The sequence below is a fragment of the Leptodesmis sp. genome, assembly GCF_052746595.1.
In genome coordinates this window covers 28,655-53,217 of sequence record NZ_JBRAGO010000011.1, presented here as the reverse complement: position 1 = coordinate 53,217, position 24,563 = coordinate 28,655, and the positions used below count along the sequence as shown (strand labels likewise).

The window sequence follows — 24,563 nt, the reverse complement described above, 5'->3', positions numbered from 1 at the left end:
ATTATCAACGGTTTCATTGGGGTTGGGTTTGGCTAGGAATCAGAATCAGCGACCAGTAGGGAACCTCGGCTGGATCAATCTCGGTAATGGCGACAATTCGCTGGTTGGGTTGAGTGGCTCGTTCGATATAGAGGGCGCGATCGAGTAAACCGAGTTGATCCAGAATGGTGCGGACTTTGGCAAAATGTCTACCCAATTTGATAATGACGGCTGCATCTACCACAGCAAGGCGATCGCGCAATGTTTCTGCATCCAATGTTGCAGGCATAATGCTCAATACATCATTGCGAAAGGTAATGGGCACCCCTAACATGGCGGCACTGGCTGTGGTGGACGAAATTCCTGGCACGACTTCGGTGGGAAATCGCGATGCTAACCGCTGAAACAAATACATGAACGTACCATACAACATAGGTTCTCCCTCGCACAGCACGGCCACGTCTCGCCCGACGCTCAGATGTTCAGCGATTTTCTCGGCGGCAATATCGTAGTACGGTTGAGACGATCGCTCCACGCTAAAGGGCAGCGGCATCGGAATTTCAATCTGGTCGGGACGAATGAAATCAGCCACGATTGCCCGTGCCAAAACTTTGCCGTTCTCTAAGGTCGGGTAGGCAATCACAGGAACGGAGGTCAAAATCCGGTGAGCTTTCAGTGTCAGCAGTTCGGGGTCACCTGGACCAATGCCTAAGCCGTAGAGTTTACCAGTGTTCATAGTTCATTCTCCTGGGCTAGAGCATTGACGGCAGCAGCGGCGATCGCACTCCCACCCCGCCGACCGTTGAGCGTGATAAAGGGAACACCACGACTATTGGCCGCCAGTTCTGCTTTCGATTCGGCAGCTCCGACAAAGCCAACCGGAAAGCCCAAGATCAATGCAGGTTTGGGTGCTCCCTCATCCAGTAGTTCGAGCAGACGGTACAGGGCTGTTGGGGCATTGCCGATCGCCACAACAGCCCCAGCCAGGTAAGGTTTCCAGAGATCCACTGCCGCTGCCGATCGCGTGTTGTTGATGCGCTGGGCAATCGCTAAAACTTCAGGCTGATTCAGGGTGCAAATAATCTCATTATTCGCAGGAAGTCGCTTGCGCGTAATGCCATTTGCCACCATTTGCGAATCGCACAATATGGGCACCCCTGCAATTAGAGCCTCTCGTCCTGCTTGTACTACATCGGGTGAAGCCACGAGATCCTGCACAATATCCGTCATGCCACAGGCATGGATCAGCCGCACTGCCACCTGCGCCAAATCCTCAGATAAGTTTTCTAAACTAGCCTCTGCGCGAATGATGGCAAAGGATTTGCTATAGATATCCTCACCGTTGCGAATATAGTCCATCATGCGAGTTTTAATATCATCAAATTCTAATCATCAAGTTCTAAAGGTTCGGGGAAGTTATCAATTGTTTAATCGTTGGAATTGAAAATCGAGTTGCGAATTCTCCAAAGGATTCGTCTGACGTTCGTCGGTGTTGTTGATATAGCGTCAGCAGTTTTTCTATTTGTGATGGCAATTCAGTAGCAGTCACTTCGCCCAGATAATGTTGAATGGCTTCTTGCTTCGAATTGCCACAGGAGTATAGATTCGTACTTACATAAATCTGATAGCCTTCTACAGTTTCACCGGACTGTTCAATCGTTGTGCCCAACAGGGTAATTTCAGCCGGACTGGGTTGGGCACAGGATTTGGGACATCCTGTTAGATGAATGTTGACGGGACATTCTAACGCCAGGTGTTGATTAAAGGACTTGGAAAGGGCGATTGCATGCGTTTGAGTCTGCGTTTTTGAGGCAGCACAGCCCGGTTTACCGCCACACGCCACGATCTGCGCTTCGCAGCAGCGCTTCGCTATCGCCGCAGCAACCCGATTGTCGGACACTGAGAATCCTAATGCCGCAAGGTTTTGCAATACTTCAGTCACGTATTGATCGGGAATATCCGGCAGCAAAATGGTTTGCCAGGGGGTCAGGCGCAGCTCACTGCTACCAAAGGTTTTGGACAGTTGCACCAACTCTCGCAGTTGTATTGCGGTCAGTTGCCCTAAACTCAGATGAATGCCGATATAAAACAAGCCAGGTTGTCGTTGGGGATGAACCCCCAGATGGGCATATCGCTGCGTCGGCAAGGGAGGGGGGCAGGCTGTCGCTGGGCGGAGTGGACGGGATAGACACTGATTCACCTGCCGGAGATAGCGCTCTATGCCCCAATCTTGCAGCAGATGTTTCATTCGGGGCTTTTTCTGTAGACGCGGCGACTGATTCACATAATCCAGATAGCCCTTTACCAAGGCTGCTACGACAGAGACACACTGATCGGGTTGAATCAACACCTGCGTGTCCCACAACTGTTTATCACCACCCAATGCCAACTGAAAGTAGACGGTTTGGAAGTCGGAAGTCGGAAGTCGGAAGCTGGGAGTCTGACATTCCCCCCTCTCCATTCCCCATTCTCCGCTTCCCAGAACTGCCGAAAGCTGAATCTCGTTGTAACGATGCTCCCACGGAATTTCTGACCGAGTACCAATTCCAACTGTGCCTCCTCCATCAATCCCAATACTAAATTTGGCAGGCAAATCAGCCAGTTCTGAATGGCATTGAATGTAATCATCCAGTGCTTGCACCCATGGACGAGTATCAATTAATTCTTGTGGATCAATGCCCGCTGTGGGGCTGGTCATCACGTTGCGGAGATGATCAATCCTGGGATTTTGAGCTGCAAGCCCCAGTGTCTGCAGGGTCTGAAAAACGTCGGCAGTCGGGGCGGTGTGAACGGCTCGAATTTGTAAGTTGGCTCGATTCGTTATCTGGATCGCTGCGCTGCCCCATTGTTCCACCAGAGTTGCGATCGCTTGTCCTTGCTGAGAATTTAATCTCCCACCAGGGATGCGAATCCGAACTAAGAATCCGTCCTGGGCTAGGGTGCCATAAAACAATCCTGGGCAAACATTCGGTTCAAGCAGCCAAATCAAAGTAGCCTCCTCCGTGCAACGCAGAGAGTTGATCAGATAACGCCCCTTCAAGACGTACTTGAGACTGGCATTCTGACTCGATCTATTTTAGACTTAATATTCTGAATTTCTGATTGAACGGTATGGTTTCAATCTAAAATCGCATTACAGTTGCGGCACAGTACCGAAATCGCACCGGACTTTCCCAGCCTCAAGCCCATGTAATATAGCACACTGAAGAAACAGAACTCTAATTCTCAAATTTTTCTTAATTCGCTGGAGCTTTTCGGCTTTTTGGCAAGGCGGATATGGAGCAAACCCCGTGCAACCCATCTACAGAAAAGCCTCGTTAATGTTTTGATTAAATGGATGACCTGGGATTCGAACCCAAAACCAGCGAATTAAGAGTCCAATGCACTGCCATTGCGCTAGTCACCCGTCAAAAATTTTAGCCGACTTTGTAGGCTCATAACTCAGCGATTAGCAAGTAAAAAGCCTAGTCCTCTATTGCGGAATATTAAGGAGTGATGTGATGCAAAAGTGGCTATCAATCGTAGGGATTGGCGAGGATGGGCTAGCCGGAGTCAGTCCAGTAGGACGATCGCTCCTGGCTCAAGCCACTCTGATCGTCGGTGGAGAACGCCATCTTGCCCTATTACCTTCAGAGGATAAACGCGAAAAGCTACTCTGGACTTCCCCAATCGCAGACTCGGTACAGCAGATCACTCAGCGTCGGGGTCAGTCGGTCTGTATACTGGCTAGTGGTGATCCGATGTGTTATGGCATTGGCGTAACCCTGAGCCGCCACATCCCCATCACGGAAATGATGATTGTTCCCGCTCCATCTGCCTTTAGCCTCGCCTGTGCCCGTCTGGGTTGGTCGCTCACCGAGGTGGAAACCCTCAGTCTCTGTGGGCGCGATCTGGCTCTCTTAAACGCTGTGCTTTACCCTGGTGCCAAGATTTTGCTCCTCAGTGCCGACAAAACGACCCCCAGCACGGTCGCTCAACTGCTAACCCAACAGGGCTATGGCGACAGTCAAATCACAGTTCTAGAACGCATGGGCGGCATTCACGAACGGATCACTGAAGGCATTGCCTCCGACTGGACGATCACCGACCTTGCCGATCTCAACACTATTGCCATTCACGCCCACTCCCCGCTCCCAACTCCCCATGCCCACCGCCTTCCCGGCATTCCCGACACTACCTACCGCCACGACGGACAATTAACCAAACGAGAAGTTCGCGCGATCACACTATCTACCCTTGCGCCATTACCCGGACAACTGTTATGGGATGTAGGAGCAGGCTGTGGTTCGATCGCTATTGAATGGCTACGCAGCGATCGCCGGTGTCGTGCGATCGCCATTGAACAACACCCCGATCGTCTGCAATACATTGCCGATAACGCAACAGCTTTAGGCGTTCCCCATCTGCAAATTGTGGTTGGGGCGGCCCCAAACGTCCTCAAAGATTTACCAGAACCGGATGCCATTTTCATTGGCGGTGGACTCACCACACCAGATTTGTTGGAGACCTGCTGGAAAGCGCTTCGTTCCGGTGGTCGCTTGGTTGCCAATGCGGTTACAGTCGAGAGCGAACACATACTCTTTCAGTGGCAAGGCAAGTTGGGCGGAACCCTGACCCGCATTGCCATTCAGCGGACGGAACCTGTTGGAAAATTCCTGGGCTGGAAAGCAATGGCACCTGTGACACAGTGGGCTGTGGTAAAAGGATAAACCACGAGGCTGAAAATATAGTCTATGAAGTGAAAGGTTCACCATCTAAGTTTGAGGTTAGTTGCAGCGGGTGATAGGGCATATTAGCTAACTATTTATCGAATCGCGACAACATATTTTTGAGCCACGACAAAGCACTCTCTATATCTGCAACGATGTCTCCTGGTGGAATGGGTGGACGCTGGATCATCACAACCGGAATTCCTAACTCCCGTGCGGCAATAATTTTGGCATAGGTGGCATTTCCACCACTGTTTTTACTAACGATCGCCCCAATCTCGTACTGTTGCAACAGCGATCGCTCATTGTCAAGTGAAAACGGTCCCCGTTCCAGCAGGAGCTTTCCGGGGGGTACAGCGGCATTGAGCAGAGGCGGATCAATCATTCGCATCAGGAACCAAAGATCTTGCAGATGGGCAAAGGCAGCGAGTTCTTGCCGCCCGATCGTTAGAAAGATTCGTTGAGCAAGTTTCGGTAACTTTGCAGCAGCAGCTTCATGACTGTCCACTTCAATCCAATCATCTCCCTCTGTTCGCTCCCAGGCTGGGCGAATCAACATTAAGTGGGGAATGCCCACCGCAGCGGCAGCGGCAGCAGCATGGCATGAAATTTGAGCTGCAAAGGGGTGAGTGGCATCAATCAACCCATCAATCTGCTGTTCTTGCAAGTAATGTGTGAGTCCTGCCACTCCCCCAAATCCACCAATGCGGGTGTTTTCAGAGGTTACTAGCGGATACTGAGTTCGACCTGCCAGCGATGTGATGACTTCTACTCCAGCGATTGTGGCAGCTTGAGCCGCTAATGCTGTTGCATCCCCGGTTCCACCCAAGATTAGCACTCGCTTGCGATTGCCCATGCCCCACCCCACTGTCTTTTCTGTCTAACCTTATCGCCTGAAGTACCAGACCGCAATTTCCATCTCATGCCTTCGAGAACCGGGCTATTGCGCAATTTGCCCATGGCAACGCTGCGAGACTGCTCTGGGAGTTCCCAGTTGGCACCTGTTGCTGTAAAAAGGGAGTAAGAATGGTTTCCATCTCCACTCTCGATAGTCTTCAGTTTCCAACCTCAATGGCACGTTCCGGCTACACCCTTCCCGTTTTCGCTGTCGCAGCTGCTAAAGCCGCCTTAGTTCATCTTCAATGCAGTAACCCCGAACCCCTGCAAACCATCACCCTGGATATATTACCCGACGAAGCCATCATTCCCATCCAGCAAATCGCCCGTTTAGACCGCAACAGTGCTCTGGCAATTACCATCAGCGACCCTGGCGATAATTTAGACCTAACTCGCAACACCCCGGTTTGGGCGTGGGTCAAACTTTTGCCCCGCCAAGCAGAACCACTGATTCTAGAAGCTGGAGAGGGCGTTGGCAAAACGCCATCCGGTGAGCCGGCCATTTATCGGTATGCTCGCCGTTTATTTGAAGCAAACCTGCTGCCCTTGATTCCTGCCGATCAAACCGTCACGGTGACCCTTGTTATGCCCGAAGGTCGGCAACTGGCTCAACGCACCTCTAACGAAGCCTTTGGTGTGCTGGAAGGACTGTCACTGTTGGGAACAAGTGGCATTTCCAAGCCCCTTTCTGCCGAAGATCACTTGGAGGATTTGCGTCAGATTCTGCAAACAAAAGTGAAATTTCACACCCATTTAGTTTTTTGTATTGGCAGTCATGGCATCCATGTTGCCCAACAAATGGGTTTTCCAGAAACCGCCGTTGTTCAAACAGGCAACTGGATTGGGGCATTGCTGGTCGAAGCAGGGTTACGGGGGGCAGAATCCGTGCTGCTGGTGGGCTACCAAGGTAAATTGGTAAAGCTGGCAGGGGGCATTTTCAATACCTCCAGTCATCTTGCGGATGCCAAGGTAGAAATTATCAGCGCCGCAGTCGCCAGGACGGGAGGCAGCTTATCTGCAATAGAAGCTGTTTTAGCATCCAAAACGGCAGATGCAGCCTATCAAAGTTTAGTTGCGATCGATTTGGCAGACAAGGTATTTCAGGCATTAGCCACAACCATTTCTCAGAAAGCGCAGGCTTATGTGAAGAAGTATGGGAATGTCGCTCTCACAGTCGGTACTGTTTTATTTAATCGAAAGGGACAGGTGATTGCCCAGGATGCGATCGCTACTCAATTCATCAATTCTTGGATGCCGAAGTAATCTCTAAACTGTCACTGCTTTCAGATACAGATTATTTCACCCTGAAAATCACTCGCAGATATGCATCACAATGAGATTATGGAACGCATAGGAAGTACAGCCTATTCAAGATAATTTATTTGATAAGGGCACCTCGAAAAATTGCCAAAATCAGTCTTAGCATGAGATCATCATAAGAGTTGACAGCAAAGAATACTCATGGGGCAAGCAGGATTCTGGGACTTCGAAGATCGTCAGGAAAAGCTCAAAGAGAAAAGAGGCAGTCTAACTCAGCTCAATCAACTAGTCCCTTAGGAAACCTTTCGACCAATCCTGGAAAAGATTTATGACAAACCTCGTAAGAGCAAAGCCGGTCGCAAACCAGTCGATGTGGTGATGATGTTCAAGATGCTGATATTGCAGCAGCTGTACAACATCAGTGACGATGAACTGGAGTACCAGGTGAATGACCGGCTGTCGTTCATGCGATTTCTGGGGCTCGGCATCGAGGATGCGGTGCCGGATGCGACGACAGTTTGATGTTCTGTCTTCTGTTAGCCTTAAAGAGCTTGTGATCAAGATGCTGGCGAATGCCTGGTATCCTCACAATTACTTTAAATTATCTTTTGGATTACAGGATAAGCTCGCGGAGCAATTAGACTCATTGAACTTGAAGATCAGAGCTGATTTCTAAAGTAAACCTTAAGCCGCAGCCCACTTCACCATGAGGCGAATGAGCGCACCATAGATCATCGCTTCACGGAGCTCGGTGTAGACCTCGTAATCCTTGCTCAACCGTCGATAGCGATTCAACCAGCCAAATGTCCGCTCCACAATCCAGCGCTTCGGGAGTACCTCAAATTCCTTGGCGTTTCGTTTAATCACCTCAACCCGTACCTGCTCGCCACAGACCTCCCGAATCGCTCGGGCAAAGTGCTCGCCAGAATAGCCCTGATCCCCATAGCCTCCTTCCAGTTTCGACAGCCGTTCCCGTACATTATCGAAGATCACAACAGCGCCTAAGCATTCTGACATATTAGCTTCGGTCACGAGCACACCGAGGACGAAACCTTGGGAATCGACGACGATATGGCGCTTACGGCCCTTAACCTTTTTGCCACCGTCGAAGCCGTAGACCGCCCCCTTTTTTTCTGTCGTTTTCACCGATTGCGAGTCAGCGATAACGACGCTAGGGTCTGGGTTTCGATGCATGCCTGCTCTGATGTCTGCTCGCAGGTCGTCGTGTAGAGCCTGCCAAATCCCTCGCCGTTGCCATTTGCAGAAGTACTTGTATACGGTGCTATGCGGGGGAAAGTCATGGGGGAGCATTTCCCATGGGTAGCCACTGCGCTGCACGTAGAAGATCGCGTTGAGAATCTCCCTCAGGTCAACCTCGCGAGGATGTCCAAACCCTTTCGGTGCGGGTAACTTGGGCTCTATCAGAGCCCATTCGGCGTCACTCATGTCGCTAGGGTAGAGTTTTCGGGTGGGGTTGGCAACGGTGAGAAGCTGGCTCATAATTCCTACGCTGGGCTACAGCTCTAGCCTAAAAACACGATCCGCTAATACCCCATTAGCTTTAGATTCTCTTAAGAAATCAGCTCTTAGTTCAGCCTTAGCGGCAAGCGTTACTGAATGCAATGGTGCCAGATTAGTGTTTGTCACCATTCGAGGACGCTTTCTCCGGTTGTTGTGGATTTGGGGCAATAGGGAGTATGCCGGAAAGGGCTTGATTCTATTGGGTTTCAAGCTCTTTTCTCATCCCTCTTTTGCTACTTCGTGAATTATCCAGACTAAAAACTAGAGCCACCCATATCCTGTTCCAGGCGCATTAATCGTTCAATTCGGGCTTCTGTGGAAGGATGGGTTGAGAATAAGTTAGCAAACGCCTGTCCAGACATGGAATTGATAATCAGCAGCGGTGAAAAGGCAGGATTACCTTCCATCGGTAACTGACGGGCACCCATTTCCAACCGTTGCAGCGCATTTGCTAACCCACGAGGATTACCAGTCAATCTTGCCGCTCCCGCATCAGCTTCAAATTCACGAGTGCGAGAAATGGTCATCTGGATCACTGTCGCTGCGATCGGAGCCAGAATTGTCATCAACAACAAGGCGATCGGGTTAGGCCGATCGCGATCGTTGCCAGCAAATGCTCCAAACCAGTAAGCCATTTGAGCCAGGTAAGAAATGGCTCCTCCGATTGTGGCCGCTACCGCCTGAGTCAGCGTATCCCGGTGAAGAATGTGGCTCAGTTCGTGGGCAATCACCCCTTCCAACTCATCCGCTGGCATCATTTGCAAAATGCCTTGAGTCACAGCCACAGCCGCATGTTGGGGATCTCTTCCCGTAGCAAAAGCATTGGCAGACGGAGTGGGGATGATATAAACAGCAGGGGTTGGGATTCCCGCTTTTTGCGCCAGTCTCTCCACCATCCGATAGAGGTCAGGGGCTTCAGTCGGACTCACAGGTTGAGCATTATAGGCAGCTAGAGCAATTTTGTCTGAGAAAAACCAGGAGCCTAAATTCATCACTGCTCCCAGAATCAACCCGCTTAACAGGCCCGTTTTGCCCCCGATCGCGCCTCCAAGCAACACCAACAAACTTGTTAAGAGGGCTAACAGGGCAACCGTTTTGATTTGATTCATACCCTTTTCTCCTGATCAACAGTCCGGTATTAGAGACTTCTACAATCGTAGAAATTCATGTAAACCAAGTCCAGCTAGAGAACGGTCATTTTCCTATCAGAAAAACTACGGTTCTGAACTTAGACAAGGTTAATTTTCTTTACTGTTATTATCTCAATCGCTTGTCTCCTATCGGAAGGGAAGAAAACTTGACTAGAATGGTACGGGAGGGCGGGGGTTAAAAATTGAGAGTTGAGAGTGGAAAGATAAGAGTTGATCCATCTGCGATCGCCATTGCGGCCCATGGAATTGATATGGTACTTGGATCGCGATCGCAACCATTTCAAGCCTTGAAATCTGTTGATTTGCAAGTAGAGGTAGGAACAGTCCACAATCCCTTTGCCCATCTGACGTTTTTTCCAATTTGCAACAAGTCTATTGATTTCGATGCCGATTAATTGCCCAGTACTTCAATGGTAAAGAGTTGCTGCATTGAGTCCAGGTAGGGTTGGAAGAGTTCGACTTGGTGAGGCTCCAGACACTGATTCATCGCTTGTTCCAGTAGCTCGACCAGAGAGCGTACCAGCCACCATTTCACTTTCAGGGGCGGATAGAGCATCACACATAATAGAAACAGTTCTTCCTGAAAGGCAGCAATGCTATTTTCCAGGGTGCAAACGCAGAGATAAATCTCAAACATTTCCACATCTCGAATGCTGGAGACCTGCACTGCAGAGGACGATAGAAAACCGCTGAAGGACTGGTAGTTACCTACATCTTGAATCACTTTCTGACATACTTCCTGGGCAATGCGACCACTCTGAGGCAGCAGGGCTTGCACGCAGCAAGGGGGGCAGAATGTTCAGAATGATTGGCAGCCACTTCATAAGCCCGCTGCAGAGGCATATACAGATGATCATCGAGTACCTTAAAGTAGTCCTCAATCAGAATCCGCTCAGCATCAGAAAGTGGCTCCAGTAATTTTTGCCCAGTATAGTGAACTTGCATACTCACAAGTCCTAGGGTGCGAGGGTCAGGAGTTGATACTGATTTGCGAACTCGACCACACTCTGGGCCAATGACGGTCGCCAGACTTTGAGGTGCCTTGCCTTGATGGTAGACCTCTAATACTTTTTCAAACAGTCGATGAGAGTCGCGGGCAATTTGCCAGGGGTCAATATAGTGGGGATTGATCCTATGCCGTTGTACCTCTGCAGTTAATAGAGATTCTGTTTTACTCCACACCTGAGCACTGGCAAAGTTAAGAGACTTCAGCAATTTTGCGGCCGTTTGTGCCCGTCCTTCCAGAGAAGAAACTTCACTGAATCGATCGCGATCGCGGTTACTCAGCACATGGGAGTAACTTAATAAGTTCTGGACATACCGCTTTCCCCACAATTTTACCAGCGCAGGAAAAGTCTCTCAATCGCCAGAATCAGACTCAGGATTAGGCATAACTCTTGATGAAATAAGTACACACCTAAAAATTAAGCTTCCCTAAAAGCGACTTAAACAAGCAAACGAAAAGAAATGCCAAAGAAATCCTTTAGGTACTGCAACAGAAGTAATTCAGCATTAATTTTTATTTGTCAGAGAGTTGCTGCAAGCTAAGCAGGCACTCGAATTTTTTGGTTGCCAGAGAGTTCAAAGGCATCGTGAATGACTTGTAACGCCTTCACTCCATCCGCTTCAGCCACGACGCAACTGACCTTAATCTCAGAGGTCGAAATCATTTGAATATTGATTTGATGCTGGGCGAGCGCCGCAAACATCCGCGCGGCCACTCCGGGTTGGTTCACCATCCCTGCCCCTACAATGCTGACTTTGGCGATCGCCGGATCCACCACGACCTCACCGCATCCTAAATCAGGAGACGCAGCTACAATAGCCTGACGCGCAGATTCCGCATCCATTTGGGCAACAGTAAAGGCAATGTCACGAGTGGTTTCACCGTTGGCTAAGCGGCATCGCTGGGATTGAATGATCATGTCTACACTGACATTATGATCGGCCAGCAGTTGGAAAATCCGAGCCGCCATCCCTGGTCGATCGGGGACATGACGAATTGCCAAACGTGCTTGCTTTTGATCCAGGGCTACACCGCGAACGGGAGGGAGGGGGGAATTTTGGATTTTGGATTTTGGATTTTGGATGGGGGCAGCCTCTTGATCAACGGGAGAAGTATTGACATCGAAGGCCAGACAGAGGGCGGAGATCGCCCGATCACAATCTTCCTCAGCAATCACACAACTGACTTTCACCTCTGAGGTAGAAATCATGCGGATATTCACTCCTGCTGCGGCCAGGGTGGAGAACATTTGCGCGGCCACACCGGGGCGGCCAATCATGCCTGCGCCCGAGATCGAAACTTTGGCAATTTGCTGCTCGACCATCACTTCTGCATCCGTCGCCACTGGAACTCCACCATACAGAGCGGGAATAATGGCATTGGCAACCGCTTCCGCCCGGTTCAAAGAGTCTTTGGCCACGGTGAAGGCAATGTCATTGGAATTGCCCTCATGGATGGATTGAATAATCAGGTCTACATTCAAATCCTGGGTGGCAATCTCGCCAAACAAGCGGGCGGCGACACCGGGACGATCGGGAACACGCAGCAGAGAAACTTTTGCCTGATCGGTATCAAATTCCACGGCATCCACGGCACGGGTCAGTTCCAACCCTTCCAGCGATCGTCCACTCGGCGCGTGGGAAATCACCCAGGTTCCCGGATCCTCCGTCCAACTGGAGCGCACCACCAGCGGCACACCAAAATTACGGGCAATTTCCACGGCGCGAGGATGCAACACTTTTGCTCCCAGGCTCGCCAGTTCCAGCATTTCATCACTGGTAATTTCAGCCATTAATTGGGCATCTGGCACCAAGCGTGGATCTGTAGTCAGAATTCCCGGCACATCGGTATAAATTTCGCAGTAATCGGCATGGAGGGCTGCAGCCAGAGCTACCGCTGACGTATCTGATCCACCCCGTCCTAAAGTCGTGATCTCCAGGTCATCGGTACTGCTAATTCCCTGAAATCCTGCTACAACGACTACTTCTCCCTGCGCCAGGTGACGATTCAGGCGATCAGTTTCAATCCGCAGGATCCGGGCACGACTATACTCCGCCTCCGTGACAATTCCTACCTGAGCACCTGTGAGTGAAATAGCGGGCTGTCCCAATTCCTGTAAGGCCATACTCAGGAGAGCGATTGACACCTGCTCCCCAGTAGACAGCAGCATATCCATTTCCCGACGGCTGGGGTTAGCGGAAATTTCACTTGCCAGTTTAACCAGGCCATCGGTGGTTTTGCCCATCGCTGATACCACCACTACTACAGCATTGCCAGCCTCTACAGTACGTTTAACTCGCTGAGCCACGGCCTGAATCCGCTCCACCGTACCAACTGACGTACCCCCATACTTCTGAACTACTAATGCCATAGCCGCTTCACCAACCCAATATATGAGCCTGCTCAACTCCAGGTATCATTAATCAGTATTCATTAAACCTCAAGATCAGCCTCTCGACCGTTAAACCTTTAATGTGAGAAGAGCAGGACGTAAGCCGGGTTCTGTTCTCCCAATTGCGGTGCAACCAGGGGACGGTTATCTATCTGGATCATCTGTTACCAGATGCCTCAAGCGGACTCGTAAAGATGCAGTACATCCTTACCGGAGCGGGGAAAAGACCAACCGTTGCTCCTGCGGCCTTGCTTCCAACCGGGGTTTACCGAGCCAGCACCTCTCGATGCTGCTGGTGCGCTCTTACCGCACCTTTGCACCCTTACCTAACTAGGTCCTAGGTCCTAGGTGCTAGGTCTTAGGGGAGTCCCAAGTCCCCCATTCCTAGTCCCGAGTCCCTGGTTTTGGCGGTATGTTTCTGTGGCACTATCCTCACGATCGCTCGCACTGGGCGTTACCCAGCAGGTTTGGTCTTTCGGAAGCCCGGACTTTCCTCGGACTGTTGGCACAATCCGCAACCGTCTCGCCTACTCTTCTCAATTTCAGTTTAATCGGGAATGGGGATCAGGAAATGGGGATTGGGAAGTGGTAATCGCAATCAGGCAGGAGAAAGATGGCTTTTAGCGTGGAATTTACTCAAAACTCTGAACTTTCAACTCTCAACTCCCCTACTTTGGATTCCACGGCAAGCCAGCTTTCCAGGGTAGTTTTTTTAGTTCCAGGCGGCAGCGAATTTGGGTACGATCGCCATCTATCAGGGACGTTGGCCCGATGAAACGAAGGGCCAGATCTAAAAAGATCTCCAGGGAATCCACTTGTTCGACAAAACGAACAAATCGCCGTTTTTCAGCAGCTTTTTTGCTCGTTTTTAGCGCATTAAAGTCCAGCAGGGGTTTATCGACTTCTATCTTCAACGCGACAGGGGAATCTTTAGATTCGTTACGTTTCAGGACATCCTCAGCAGTAATGGTTTCTTTTAAGGTGGTTTTTGGAGCAATGCTACTAAAGGGTTGAATTTGAAACAGATCCAGGGTGCTGCCCGGTACGAGGCGGGTCACTCGGCGCGATCGCCCCATTAAATTCGTTAATGCACAATAATCCCAATCAACATAAATAGAATGAGTACTGGATTTATTCTCAATATCGATACTAAATTGTTTAAATTTATCAATATTATCTTTCTCTTTTTTATTCATTTCATATCGTTTATCAAAATTACAACTGATGCCAATTATATCTTGCAATTGCTGATTCTCTAGTTGCGTTTTGAGATAGTCTTCATCTAACTTGACGGTATATTCATCATTAAAGCTGTTAGCTATTTTAAATAGAGCAACACCAATCAGAACCAGATAAGTCGTTAATAAAATAGCATCGGGAAGTTCCAACAGTATCCATTTGGCCTGCTTTTCGTCCTCGCAACAGACCAAATAAATCATCCATAGAGTCGGGTCGAGCAACATCATCGGCGACCTAGTGGAAAGACAATCCTTTTCGCAGAGACAGCAGGACTGCCCTGAAGGCTGGAAAAGTTTTCAAACCAACCTTTTTGACGGAAGAAACCAATCAGGGCAGTGGCAATGCCAAACATCACCGCAAGACACACTGGATATCCCCAATACCAGTTCAGTTCTGGCATATTGAAGGGCGATTTCTCCGGGTTGAAGTTCATGCCATAAACTCCGGCAACGAAGGTGAGGGGGATAAAGATAGAGGACATGACAGTCAGAAATTTCATGACTTCATTCATTTTATTACCTACGGAGGATAAATATACATCCATCAAACTGGAAGCCAGCTCGCGGTAGGTTTCCACCATGTCCAGAACTTGCACTGTGTGATCATAACAATCTCGCAGGTAGATCCTGACTTCATCGCTAATCAGATGACTGCCATCTCGAATCAGGGAGTTGATGGCATCCCGCTGAGGCCAGATGGCTCGTCGCAGGGTTAGCAGTTCCCGTTTCAGATCGTGGATTTTCTGCAAGGTCTGGCGGGTTGGGCTTTCAACCACTTCGTCTTCCAGTTCTTCCAGTTGCTCCCCGTAGACCTCCAATACGGGAAAGAAACCATCAATGATGGAGTCGATCAGAGCATAAGCAAGGTAGTCGGGGCCATTTTTCCGAATTGCTCCTTTACTGGTACGGATCCGATCACGGATCGGGCCAAAACAGTCATATCGGGGTTCCTCTTGCACGCTGAGCAAGTAATGTTTGCCCAGGATAAAACTCACCTGCTCGCTTTCAAAACTTTTGCCATCATCCCGCAGTGTCACCATTCGGGCAATGATTAACAGCTGATCGTCGTGTTCTTCCACTTTAGGCCGCTGAGGCACATTCACCACATCTTCCAGCACCAGAGGATGTAAGGAGAAGACATCACCTAGGCGTTGCAAAATCTCTTCACTCCCTAAGCCTTTCACATCCACCCAGGAAACAGATGTACTGTCTAGATAGGGAGTAATTTCTTCTGGAGTTTCTAATTCCTGCCGCGTCGCGTGAGCTTCGTTATAATCAATCAGCACGATGATGGGAGGGGGTGCCTCAGGATCAATATCGAGGGTGCCAGGAACATCTCCTGGATTGTCATAAAAATAATCCACGTAGGATTCGTCCTCATCCAGTTCGCTGTTCACCACTGGCACACTAAAGGAGCGTGGGCGATTGTCCACCATACTGATTCACCTCAAAGTTGTCAGGTTTGAATTAGTTCTGTGGTTGCGATCTGTCCTGCGATCGCAGTAAGACTTTGCCATTGTCAGCCGCCACAAATTCAACTTTCAAAGGGCCAGATGTAAAGGTTTTTTCTGCCGCCACAGCGCGGAGTTCAATCATCTGATTGTACTCTCGAATTTTCTCGATAAAAGCGATCAGATTCTGCACCCGGCCAATCTGTACCGTATCGGCCACAATTCCCAACCGTTGTGCCCGAAACCCCGCCGCAGCCAGTAAGAGATTAATCCGTTGCTGAATTTGGGCATCGCTCATCGTAGCAGGATTCAGGGAGGTAGCAGCCACTACGTCCCCAGGCTGGAACACCACCTGGTTAAGAATCGCTTCTGCAAACACTTGAATAGGAGCTTCCCCGATCAAGTAGTTCGCTGCCGAAGAAATCCGCACGAGATAGTCCCGACCATTATCAATCTGCCTCACCAGTTGTTCAACTTCGGCTTTGGTAATTTGAATGATTTGTTGCTGTTCCTGCGTGCCTGGTCGCGCCAGTTGGATAGCATTGCGGTTCGCTTCTCGTAAGAGTTGATCTACTGCCACCTGAGCCATTGCTGGATCTACAATCCGCACGACGGCTGAAGCCAGTACCTGTCCGCGCTGAACAGCCACATTGCCCCGCCGCAGTCCCTCTGCTTCCCGTTCCAAGCGGGCAATTTCCTGTACCAGATAATCCTGCTGAGCTTCCAGGCTCTTCAGTTGTTCCTCTCGCTCCCGAATCACGGCATTTTTGGCTTTAATTTCTTCCTCCCCTTCCGCAATTACCCGCAGGCGTTCGGCCTTCAGTTGCTCAATATCCGCTCGAAACCGTAGCACCTGATCGGAGACAGTCGCCAGTTGTCGCTGGTTGCGCTCAAGCTCAGCCTGGGTTTGCAGACGACTGGAGGTAGCTTTGTTACGCTCCACGATCGCACTCTGCAGAGATTGATTAGTTTCCTGGAGTTGCTTCTCCGCCGTCTGTCGCTGAGACCGTGCCTGATTCAGTTCCGTTTCGATCTGCCGCTTCTGGTTGTTGACTGCATCCAGTTGTCCTCTAGCCGTATCCAGCTCACCTCGTGTTTTTCTCAGTCGCCGTTGAATCGATTCCAGTTCAAAGATGCCCGTTCTCAAGGGGCCGCTGAAGCCCAACAGAATTCCCAGTGTAGAAGCGGCGACGACCGTTCCTGTCAGGATCGTTATCAGCGTTGCCGTTCTCCGAGGGCGCAGGTTAAACAAACTGAGGCGAGCTTTGCCCACCCTGGTGCCAATGCGATCGCCGATCGTGGCAATCACTCCACCTAAGACTAAAATCGCCAGAATTAGAATTAGCCCGCTGGACATTTACGCTCCCAACACCTGCTGCACCTGACAAAACATCCAGTCTGGGGCAGTGTATCTACAGCCTACCCTACTGTGAATTCAGTTGGTTTGAACATGAAATGGGGAGCGAAGGGGAACAACTAAGTAAACTGCTGACTTAAGGTTACTGGATTATGGACTGTGATTTTCTTTTTGTGGATGGAGATCATATTGTCCTGACGGAGATCGCCCAGAAGGCGGGTAACGGTAACGCGGGTAGAGCCGATTGCTTCTGCGATTGCCTGATGAGATAACTTGAGGTCGATCGTGATGCCCTCCTTAGTGGGAATCCCAAAATCGCGGCACAGGATCAGCAAAAAGCTAACCAGGCGAGATCCCATATCCCGGTGAGCTAGCGTTTCGATCATCATCTCGGTTTGTAAAATCCGGGACGACAACCCCTGCAACAGTAACATGGAAAGCTCCGGATTGTCTTTCAGCGATTTTTCCACCTGCTCAATGGGAACAGACAGCAACTCGACGGGCGTAAACGCTACAGCGTGATAAAAGCGATCCGAGCGATGCCCTGTAATCAGAGACAACACCCCAAACACACTATTTTCCCGGAGCAGAGCTACAGTAATCTCTTCCCCAGCCTCATAAACCCGTGACAGTTTCACCGCTCCCTTTTGGAGAAAATAGACCCGTTCCGCTGGATCACCCGGAAAAAAGATCGTCTTTCCACGCTCAAAGGCTTCGACGACTGGCGGAAAAGCTCCACCTCCCATCTGACGGAATACCGATGCCAATGGTTTATCTTGCGTCACAACCATGATCCCCTACTCGGAGCGTCCTATTGCTCACAACTGTTGACTCGTTTAATAAAACTCTGTAGTTTAGAATACTTAAACTTACTCCAGTGCCGTTTTTTGTGCTCCTTGTTACAGATTTCAGCTTTTTGGCTGCTTTTCAAACGACTAGAACCCTTAATGTTCAAGGCTGAGGCGGATCATACGCAACTTGAGCCGTAACCAGAGTAAAGCGTTTGCTGTCAAGGTCAGGCAGTTAGCGATCGCGCTGCCAGAGGTTCAGGAGTAGCCCTACTGCCTGACAGAAGCTAAATACCTCAAGATTAACAGTATATTAACCGAAAACGATTGGTTTGACCGTTGTGTCCCATCTTTGAGTATTCTCTTAATGGCTCCTAACTTAACACTAGGTATCTATGCTGGACTTGACAGGAAAAAATGCCCTCGTAACGGGGATCGCTAACAACCGCTCGATCGCTTGGGGGATCGCCCAGCAATTGCATAAGGCCGGAGCGAACATTGGAATCACCTACTTACCAGACGAAGAACGGCGGGTGAAAAAAATTGCCGAATTGGTAGAACCCGTCCAACCCAGTCTATTCCTGCCTTGCAACGTGCAGGATGACACTCAAATTCAGGACATCTTTGATACGATTAAGGACAAATGGGGCCGACTAGACATTTTGATCCACTGCCTCGCCTTTGCCAACAAGGAAGATTTAACGGGCAGTTTTTCAGACATCTCGCGTCAGGGATTTGCCACGGCTCTCGATGTCAGTACCTATTCCCTGGTGAAACTCTGCGGAGCCGCCAAACCGTTAATGACGCAAGGTGGCAGCGTTGTTACCCTCACTTACCTGGGAGGTGTGCGCGTGATTCCCAACTACAACCTGATGGGCATTGCCAAAGCCGGACTGGAAATGAGTGTACGTTATCTGGCGGCTGACCTTGGCCCGCAAAATATCCGGGTGAATGGTATCTCCGCTGGCCCCATTCGAACGCTCGCCTCGTCTGCCGTCGGTGGCATTCTCGATATGATTCGCCGCGTGGAAGAAGTAGCTCCCCTGCGCCGTACTGTCACTCAAACTGAAGTGGGCAACACCGCTGCCTTTCTTTGTAGCGATCTATCTAGCGGCATCACCGGCCAGATTATTTATGTCGATGCGGGATACGAAATTTTAGGTATGGCCTGAGTGCTATAGAAATCGGGTTTCTGGAAGTCGAGTTTGAAAATCCCGACTTCCAGGTCGTCACAACAGATGAGATGCCAACCCGATCGCTCCTCCGGCCAAGACTAACCAGACGGAGCTAATTTTGAAACGAAATACGGCGATCGCACTCAAAATAGCCACAACCAGAGTTAATCCATCCACTAAGGCGGCTCGTCCCAGGGTATAGGTAATTCCGGCCATCAGTCCCAAAGAAACTGCATTCAGGCCATCCAGGAAGTTACTGGCCCAGGAAGACTGACGCAACCTGAGTACCCAGGGATAGACCGCTCCCACCAGCACAAATGCTGGCAGAAAAATACCGATCGTTCCGGCGAGCGCTCCCGCATTGCCAGCCAGCAAATAGCCAATAAAGGTGGCCGTAGTGAAGACAGGCCCAGGGGTAATCTGGCCGATCGCCACGGCATCCAACAACTGTTGAGAGGTGAGCCACTGGTTGCGTTCCACCAACTCCTGTTGCAAAAAGGCCAGCAACACATAGCCACTGCCATAAAGCACACTCCCAATTTTGAGAAAGAACAGGAACACACTCACCCAACTCACGACTGCCCCAGTAGCTGCCGTACTTCCTGCTTGAGCCAGCATCCCGGAAACTAGCATTAGGATGGAGTGAAGGCTGGAGTGGCGGATTTGCCAGTTTTTGACCAGCATGACAGCCAGCCCCAGCAACATCAAAGCCAGAATTTCGTTTGCTCGAATGAAATAGGCAGCGATCGCGACCATATCTGCCAGCAGCGTAGGCCCATCCTTAATCGCTTTCTTGCTCAAACTCCACACAGCTTGAACCACAACCACAATGATCACAGGCTTGATCCCATACAGCAGCCATCCTACTTGAGGCAGGCAGACTTTGATACTGCTGGTAAAGCCCAGCCAACCCCCAGACAAGCAGCATAGCAGGCAGAATAAAGCAACCTCCGGCAATCACTAAGCCACGCCATCCCCCCCGTTCATAGCCGACATGAATGGCCAGTTCCGTGGAATTTGGCCCCGGAATCAGTTGGGTAATGCCCAGCAAATCCAACAACTTTTCCTGACTCATCCAGCGACGGCAATCGACCACTTCTTGATGAATCATGGCAATATGGGCGGCTGGACCACCGAAGGAAATCGTCCCCAATCGCAAAAACAGAGTTGCCAGTTCTATGAGCCGCTGCCGTTGCTCTCGGTGGAACAACGCGGAGTAAGCAATGGGTTCTGGCCCTTCCTGGGGTGTTCGGATATCCTCAGACACGGAGTTCTCCTAGTCTTTTGTGTTTTGTGTAATATGGAGATAGACACCGCGGGGCTGTAACGGTTTCGACGTTTTGGCGAACGCTACATCGTGATGCAGGTCGAGAGCGGGCTACCTCTCGTAAATCAATGGCTCAAACAACGTACATGCGAACAACATCGTACCTTTTGCTCGTAAGCAAGCACTCGTTGCTGCCTAAACACCTCTAACGGTTCGAGCGTCCGTCATTTGACTCCGTTAAGGATGATGGACCAACCTCAACGGATGCGCCAGACCACCGCCTCTGGTCGGTATCTGGCTAAGACCTTACCAGAGCATCCCATCGTCCGGGATAAGAGACGATTCCTGCGCTGAGGGTTAGAGGCGCTAAACCTGTGAATGAACGGTGTACTAATACCCAAGGCGGACACGGGTTCGACTCCCGTCAGCTCCATAGCTTATCCTCATTCATTAGCCGTACCAACAATAGGGATGGAATTTAAGAATGTTCTGAAAGCATGCTTTCCGGGCTGAATAGGTGAGTGGCAGTCGGAAGGCGGAATCATTTATGGCGCAGTCCAACCTGGTGAGGTTAGCAAAGCGAGGAGACACGATCGCGATCGCAACGCTTTTGAATCGAGCTTTTCACAAGCAAAGGGTGATCGTGCAGGTACAGTTGCAGGGTTCCTGTTTAAAGATTTTGCTGGAAGGGAAACCCTTGCCAGACCAGAGTCAGGCGATCGCCCTGATTCATCAGAGAATGCAGCGATTACAACCAGAGCGGATTAATTCAATTCAGGTCTATGGGCGGCAACCAGGAGCGACCAGACCCCTCTGGACAGAAGTGCGGCTCCTGCAAGGGCCAACTTCCCCTCCCGACCGTGAAACCGAATTATCCCTGCAGCCAATCCAACCTGTAGAGGCCCAACCTGTGGAGGAGGAATCCCACAGTCATCTGCAAACGAGCGATCGAGAATCAACTTACCCCCTTACCAGCCGAATCCTCACTTCCCCAATGTCTCTACAACCCAGGACGATCGAGGCAAGAGGTATGAGCGCTCTGTTGACGGGCTTCATGCTGGCGGTGATGCTATTCGTTCTGGGGCCACTGAAAGTACTCTTTCATGGATTTTTGATCCTGGTACATGAGGTAGGCCATGCCGTGACTCACTGGCTGTTTGGTCGTCCGGCTATTCCCAGCGTGAATCTTCTCTTTGGTGGAGGGATTACACTGGTGTTCGGTCAATCGCTATGGCTGATTGTCCTGATTTACCTGGGAATTGCTTTTCTCATTTACCTCTGCCGCTCCTACCCGCGATTGCAAGGGATCCTGGTACTGCTCACCCTGGTTTATACCGTCTGTCTGTTAACACGCACCAACACCATGCTGTCTACCTTGATGGGACATGGCATGGAACTGGTGGCGATCGCAGTCTGTCTTTACTTCTCTACCAGTGGCTACTTCTGTCGCATTCCTGGAGATCGGGCGATCTATGCCATGCTGGGCTTCTTCACATTGTTCAGTGATATGCAGTTTTCCTGGCAACTCAGCCACGATGCCGATTTCCGTGCCTGGTATGAGGGCGGCATCGGCGGCATGATTGATAACGATTTTGTCATTCTCGCTAACGAATACTTTGGAGTGGATTTATCAGCGATCGCCAATATGTTTTTGCTGGGTTGCTTACTGGCTGCCGCGATCGCCTTCCTGGCCTTCCGCTATGAAGCCTGGTGGATACGGGGAATCAGCCAATTATTCCAAAAGCAGGGTTAACTTCCCACCCCAAGCTGCGGCCTTAAAGCTGCACAACCACTTTTCCACAATTTCGGCCCTGCAACAGGTATTTGACGGCTGAGGGAATCGCCTCCAGTCCTCGAAACTCTGTTGGATCTACAGCAACTTTGAGATTTGCGTTGTAAAACAGTTCCAGCAGACGATCGCAGGCACTGGCAAAATGTTCCCGATAGTGGGGCATGAGAAATCCCCGGACCGAAGCGGCTTTCCAGAAGAGTTTTTGATAAATTCGGGGCTGGGTCACCATCTCAAAGGAACTGGTGTACTCAGAAATGAACCCCACAACCACCAGTCGTCCCCGAATTGCCAAATGCTCCACACAGGTATCAAATACTTGTCCGCCCACACAATCAAACACCAGATCAACACCGTTGGGATATTCTTGCTGTAACACTTCACCTAGATTTTCCTCGCGATAGCGAATCACGCGATCGCATCCTAATGCCTGCAACAATGCGGTCTTTGCCTGCGATCCACAGGTGCCAATGACGTGATTTCCAGCGCGTTTAGCCAGTTGTACGGCAATATGGCCTGTTCCTCCTGCCGCTGCTGTCACCAGGACTGTTTCGCCACTCGTCATTTCGCCCACCTGTTCCAGAGCAACCAGAGCCGAAACTCCAGTCGGCAACAGAGTGAGCACTTCCGGTGTCGCGGCTCGCACTTTAATCGCTTGTTCCACCAGAACAGTCTGATATTCCCGGTAGCCGCCTCCCCGATGAATCGTAGCAACCGCATCCCCAACCTGAACGGTAGACACGGCCTGCCCAACTGCAACGACTTCTCCCACGGCTTCCACTCCCAGATCAAACGGAGGATTCAGGTTGACATAGGGAATTTTGCCGCGACAGACTAGCGTATCAAAACCACCATTCACCCCTGCAAACCGATTGCGAATCAACAACTCATGGGGTGACAGAACCGGAATTGGACACTCTGCGATCGCAATCGCTGATTGAAAATCCTGGCTCAACTTCTTGGCAACCAGCTTCCGGTAAGTGGTCATTGCAGAGTCCTCACTTCAGGCAACATTAGCCCGTGCGCCACATTGAGCGGCATAGGCGATTGCCAGCCCATCTGCACTGTCATCTGGCGAAGGCGGTTCTGGTAGGCCAAAGATCTGCATGACCGCCTGTTTCATCTCAAATTTGCTAGCTCCATACTGAGCGACCGCTGCCTTCACTTGAGATTGATGCAGAAAGATCGGCTCTCTTAATCCACAGTCACCGAGAGCCAGTTCAATCACTCCCATTGCCCGTAATACTTTATTCGCATTGGTATTTTCTCGCCCAAAGAACGGCATTTCCAGAGCGGCCACTTGAGGCGTAAACAGTTTGCATAAATCCTGGATATCAGCCCGAATTTGATCTAGACGTTCATACATTGGCGCATTGGCAACAGTGGTAATCACGCCATATTCCAGCGCTCGATCGCCTTGAATGACGCCAAAGCCAATGCTGGCGATTGCCGGATCAATCCCCAAAATGATGCAACTGTTTAAATCCTCGAAAAGATTCATGGAGCTTCTGTTAAATAAACCTTTCTGACACTCTGGTTATAGAGCAATAGTACTACTGGTTCCAGAGATTGTCTGATAAGATTTCGTGATATTCAAGGTTCAAACTGGACAGCCATAAAACTGGTCTAACCTATCCTGGACTCGCAAAACTCTCCGGTGTAGTCTTTTCAGAAGTTTCCTGTAGCACGTCTAATAGCTGAGGTAATTTGGCTACAAGTTTCCTAACATAGGTGCTGAAACCGTGACTTGTAAATAGCTGAAGTACTTTTCTTCTGGCTATATCAGTCGAACCAAATCAATCAGAAAAAAGAAGAGCATTGAACGCTTAACTTGAAAAAACAACCACATCAACCTTGCTCTTCGGGAATCTACCAATTCTGCCGCATTACCATAACCCGGTGCATCGCGAAAACTAAGTTTCCTCCTCAGAGAAACTACGGTTTTGCAGGCAATCAGTTGCAAAGATAAGTTGAAATGCAATACGTGTGCAACAGGAATGCAACCCAGGTAAAGCAAGATGATGATTAACCATTTTGAATATCATCAACCTTGACATCAGTAAAGCCACCAAGTCGTTGCAATCAAGGCAACAAGGGGCATTCTTGATCTGAAATGTAGAGCAATTAAGTAGAACCTATTAGCCAAGGTGTTAGTCATGGTAAGTGGATGCGCGATCGATATCAGACAGAATAGTTGGATTCATTGGCTGCCTCGGATCAGCGATATGAAGCCCAGACCAGCCAGAACTTTTGATTACAGCCGTGCAGTTCCTGGAGTGGACTACAGTTTTGACAAACTGGGCGAAACCGACAATAGAGGATATATGACGGCTCAAAGAAGAGGCGTTAATGTAGGGGACTATATCCTGTTAGCGCCAGCAGGTGTCGTTAACAAGTATCGAATCCAGAAATTAGAGTATTACTCATCTCCTAATGATATGTGGATTGCTTTCCTGAGCAAGGTAGGCAAATAATTTCCATGCCCCTCAGTTTGCTTTGTAATATTCTGGCTAATTTTTGTTCCTCAAGACGTATGGCTATTAGCCACCTATACGACGGGGAGCATCTAATCATCAATTTCCC

23 protein-coding genes, 1 tRNA gene, 2 other RNA genes, 1 pseudogene and 1 riboswitch are annotated in these 24,563 nt (G+C 50.0%); of the genes and pseudogenes, 8 read left to right on the top strand and 19 right to left on the bottom strand.

What is annotated here, in order from left to right:
- Positions 1–13: 13 nt before the first annotated feature.
- The 4 genes from ACUVQO_RS04165 to ACUVQO_RS04150 all read right to left on the bottom strand — a co-directional run bounded on the left by ACUVQO_RS04165 (position 14) and on the right by ACUVQO_RS04150 (position 3,385).
- The gene (locus ACUVQO_RS04165; protein ID WP_445924630.1) at positions 14–715 is read right to left on the bottom strand and encodes a precorrin-2 C(20)-methyltransferase; all 702 of its coding nucleotides are present in this window, start codon (positions 713–715) and stop codon (positions 14–16) included.
- The gene (locus tag ACUVQO_RS04160; RefSeq protein WP_445924629.1) at positions 712–1,341 is read right to left on the bottom strand and encodes a precorrin-8X methylmutase; all 630 of its coding nucleotides are present in this window, start codon (positions 1,339–1,341) and stop codon (positions 712–714) included. Before ACUVQO_RS04160 ends, ACUVQO_RS04165 begins: the two co-directional genes overlap by 4 nt.
- Positions 1,342–1,378: 37 nt before the next feature.
- The gene (gene cobG / locus ACUVQO_RS04155) at positions 1,379–2,968 is read right to left on the bottom strand and encodes a precorrin-3B synthase (RefSeq protein ID WP_445924628.1); all 1,590 of its coding nucleotides are present in this window, start codon (positions 2,966–2,968) and stop codon (positions 1,379–1,381) included.
- A gap of 45 nt (positions 2,969–3,013) precedes the next feature.
- Positions 3,014–3,176: riboswitch (cobalamin riboswitch) on the bottom strand.
- Between the two features lie 137 nt (positions 3,177–3,313).
- Positions 3,314–3,385, bottom strand: a tRNA-Lys gene (locus ACUVQO_RS04150).
- Between the two features lie 94 nt (positions 3,386–3,479).
- On the opposite strand from ACUVQO_RS04150, the gene cbiE reads away from it, so the two are divergent.
- Entirely contained in the window at positions 3,480–4,688 is a 1,209-nt protein-coding gene (gene cbiE / locus ACUVQO_RS04145; protein WP_445924627.1) for a precorrin-6y C5,15-methyltransferase (decarboxylating) subunit CbiE, read from the top strand.
- A gap of 91 nt (positions 4,689–4,779) precedes the next feature.
- Here the strand turns inward: cbiE and ACUVQO_RS04140 are convergent, their stop codons facing one another.
- Positions 4,780–5,544: a cobalt-precorrin-6A reductase gene (locus tag ACUVQO_RS04140; protein ID WP_445924626.1), complete on the bottom strand. Its 765-nt coding sequence runs from the start codon at positions 5,542–5,544 to the stop codon at positions 4,780–4,782.
- Positions 5,545–5,759: 215 nt separating this feature from the next.
- On the opposite strand from ACUVQO_RS04140, the gene cbiD reads away from it, so the two are divergent.
- A complete protein-coding gene (gene cbiD / locus ACUVQO_RS04135) occupies positions 5,760–6,848 on the top strand; it encodes a cobalt-precorrin-5B (C(1))-methyltransferase CbiD (protein WP_445924625.1) in 1,089 nt (362 codons plus the stop codon).
- Positions 6,849–7,046: 198 nt separating this feature from the next.
- A pseudogene (locus ACUVQO_RS04130) lies at positions 7,047–7,364 on the top strand (transposase); the annotation flags it as partial.
- Between the two features lie 165 nt (positions 7,365–7,529).
- Here the strand turns inward: ACUVQO_RS04130 and ACUVQO_RS04125 are convergent.
- Positions 7,530–8,345 carry an IS5 family transposase gene (locus ACUVQO_RS04125; protein ID WP_445924624.1) on the bottom strand — a complete coding sequence of 272 codons (816 nt, stop codon included), beginning with the start codon at positions 8,343–8,345 and terminating at the stop codon, positions 7,530–7,532.
- A 275-nt stretch (positions 8,346–8,620) separates the two neighbouring features.
- A complete protein-coding gene (locus tag ACUVQO_RS04120; RefSeq protein WP_445924623.1) occupies positions 8,621–9,475 on the bottom strand; it encodes a M48 family metalloprotease in 855 nt (284 codons plus the stop codon).
- A gap of 224 nt (positions 9,476–9,699) precedes the next feature.
- On the opposite strand from ACUVQO_RS04120, the gene ACUVQO_RS04115 reads away from it, so the two are divergent.
- Positions 9,700–9,912 (top strand): hypothetical protein, encoded by a 213-nt coding sequence (locus ACUVQO_RS04115; RefSeq protein ID WP_445924622.1) that lies wholly within the window; start codon positions 9,700–9,702, stop codon positions 9,910–9,912.
- Here ACUVQO_RS04115 and ACUVQO_RS04110 read toward each other — a convergent pair.
- From ACUVQO_RS04110 to ntcA, 8 genes are all read right to left on the bottom strand, one after another.
- Entirely contained in the window at positions 9,909–10,241 is a 333-nt protein-coding gene (locus ACUVQO_RS04110; protein WP_445924621.1) for a hypothetical protein, read from the bottom strand. The genes ACUVQO_RS04115 and ACUVQO_RS04110 overlap by 4 nt on opposite strands.
- Positions 10,238–10,852: a hypothetical protein gene (locus tag ACUVQO_RS04105; RefSeq protein ID WP_445924620.1), complete on the bottom strand. Its 615-nt coding sequence runs from the start codon at positions 10,850–10,852 to the stop codon at positions 10,238–10,240. Before ACUVQO_RS04105 ends, ACUVQO_RS04110 begins: the two co-directional genes overlap by 4 nt.
- A gap of 209 nt (positions 10,853–11,061) precedes the next feature.
- Positions 11,062–12,894: an aspartate kinase gene (locus ACUVQO_RS04100; protein ID WP_445924619.1), complete on the bottom strand. Its 1,833-nt coding sequence runs from the start codon at positions 12,892–12,894 to the stop codon at positions 11,062–11,064.
- A gap of 105 nt (positions 12,895–12,999) precedes the next feature.
- An RNA gene (rnpB, locus tag ACUVQO_RS04095) (RNase P RNA component class A) lies at positions 13,000–13,449 on the bottom strand.
- Between the two features lie 134 nt (positions 13,450–13,583).
- Positions 13,584–14,381 (bottom strand): hypothetical protein, encoded by a 798-nt coding sequence (locus ACUVQO_RS04090; RefSeq protein WP_445924618.1) that lies wholly within the window; start codon positions 14,379–14,381, stop codon positions 13,584–13,586.
- Complete coding sequence (gene corA / locus ACUVQO_RS04085; protein WP_445924617.1) at positions 14,378–15,589, bottom strand: magnesium/cobalt transporter CorA; 1,212 nt, start codon at positions 15,587–15,589, stop codon at positions 14,378–14,380. Before corA ends, ACUVQO_RS04090 begins: the two co-directional genes overlap by 4 nt.
- A gap of 31 nt (positions 15,590–15,620) precedes the next feature.
- Positions 15,621–16,961, bottom strand: coding sequence for a DUF3084 domain-containing protein (locus ACUVQO_RS04080; RefSeq protein ID WP_445924616.1), 1,341 nt, complete (start codon positions 16,959–16,961; stop codon positions 15,621–15,623).
- Positions 16,962–17,080: 119 nt separating this feature from the next.
- Positions 17,081–17,752, bottom strand: a complete 672-nt coding sequence (gene ntcA, locus ACUVQO_RS04075) for a global nitrogen regulator NtcA (RefSeq protein ID WP_445924615.1) — start codon at positions 17,750–17,752, stop codon at positions 17,081–17,083.
- A 392-nt stretch (positions 17,753–18,144) separates the two neighbouring features.
- On the opposite strand from ntcA, the gene fabI reads away from it, so the two are divergent.
- On the top strand, positions 18,145–18,921 hold the full coding sequence (fabI, locus tag ACUVQO_RS04070) for an enoyl-ACP reductase FabI (RefSeq protein ID WP_445924614.1): 777 nt from the start codon (positions 18,145–18,147) through the stop codon (positions 18,919–18,921).
- A gap of 57 nt (positions 18,922–18,978) precedes the next feature.
- Here the strand turns inward: fabI and ACUVQO_RS04065 are convergent, their stop codons facing one another.
- Both ACUVQO_RS04065 and ACUVQO_RS04060 read right to left on the bottom strand, forming a co-directional pair.
- Entirely contained in the window at positions 18,979–19,761 is a 783-nt protein-coding gene (locus ACUVQO_RS04065) for a chromate transporter (protein ID WP_445924613.1), read from the bottom strand.
- A complete protein-coding gene (locus ACUVQO_RS04060) occupies positions 19,706–20,191 on the bottom strand; it encodes a chromate transporter (protein ID WP_445924612.1) in 486 nt (161 codons plus the stop codon). Before ACUVQO_RS04060 ends, ACUVQO_RS04065 begins: the two co-directional genes overlap by 56 nt.
- A gap of 50 nt (positions 20,192–20,241) precedes the next feature.
- Here ACUVQO_RS04060 and ssrA point away from each other — a divergent pair.
- Both ssrA and ACUVQO_RS04050 read left to right on the top strand, forming a co-directional pair.
- Positions 20,242–20,627, top strand: a transfer-messenger RNA (tmRNA) gene (gene ssrA / locus ACUVQO_RS04055).
- A gap of 111 nt (positions 20,628–20,738) precedes the next feature.
- Complete coding sequence (locus ACUVQO_RS04050; protein WP_445924611.1) at positions 20,739–21,944, top strand: hypothetical protein; 1,206 nt, start codon at positions 20,739–20,741, stop codon at positions 21,942–21,944.
- 22 nt (positions 21,945–21,966) lie between these two features.
- Here the strand turns inward: ACUVQO_RS04050 and ACUVQO_RS04045 are convergent, their stop codons facing one another.
- Both ACUVQO_RS04045 and ACUVQO_RS04040 read right to left on the bottom strand, forming a co-directional pair.
- The gene (locus ACUVQO_RS04045; protein WP_445924610.1) at positions 21,967–22,968 is read right to left on the bottom strand and encodes a zinc-binding dehydrogenase; all 1,002 of its coding nucleotides are present in this window, start codon (positions 22,966–22,968) and stop codon (positions 21,967–21,969) included.
- A gap of 15 nt (positions 22,969–22,983) precedes the next feature.
- Positions 22,984–23,481, bottom strand: coding sequence for a crossover junction endodeoxyribonuclease RuvC (locus ACUVQO_RS04040; protein WP_445924609.1), 498 nt, complete (start codon positions 23,479–23,481; stop codon positions 22,984–22,986).
- A 655-nt stretch (positions 23,482–24,136) separates the two neighbouring features.
- On the opposite strand from ACUVQO_RS04040, the gene ACUVQO_RS04035 reads away from it, so the two are divergent.
- On the top strand, positions 24,137–24,454 hold the full coding sequence (locus tag ACUVQO_RS04035; RefSeq protein ID WP_445924608.1) for a hypothetical protein: 318 nt from the start codon (positions 24,137–24,139) through the stop codon (positions 24,452–24,454).
- Positions 24,455–24,563 lie beyond the last annotated feature (109 nt).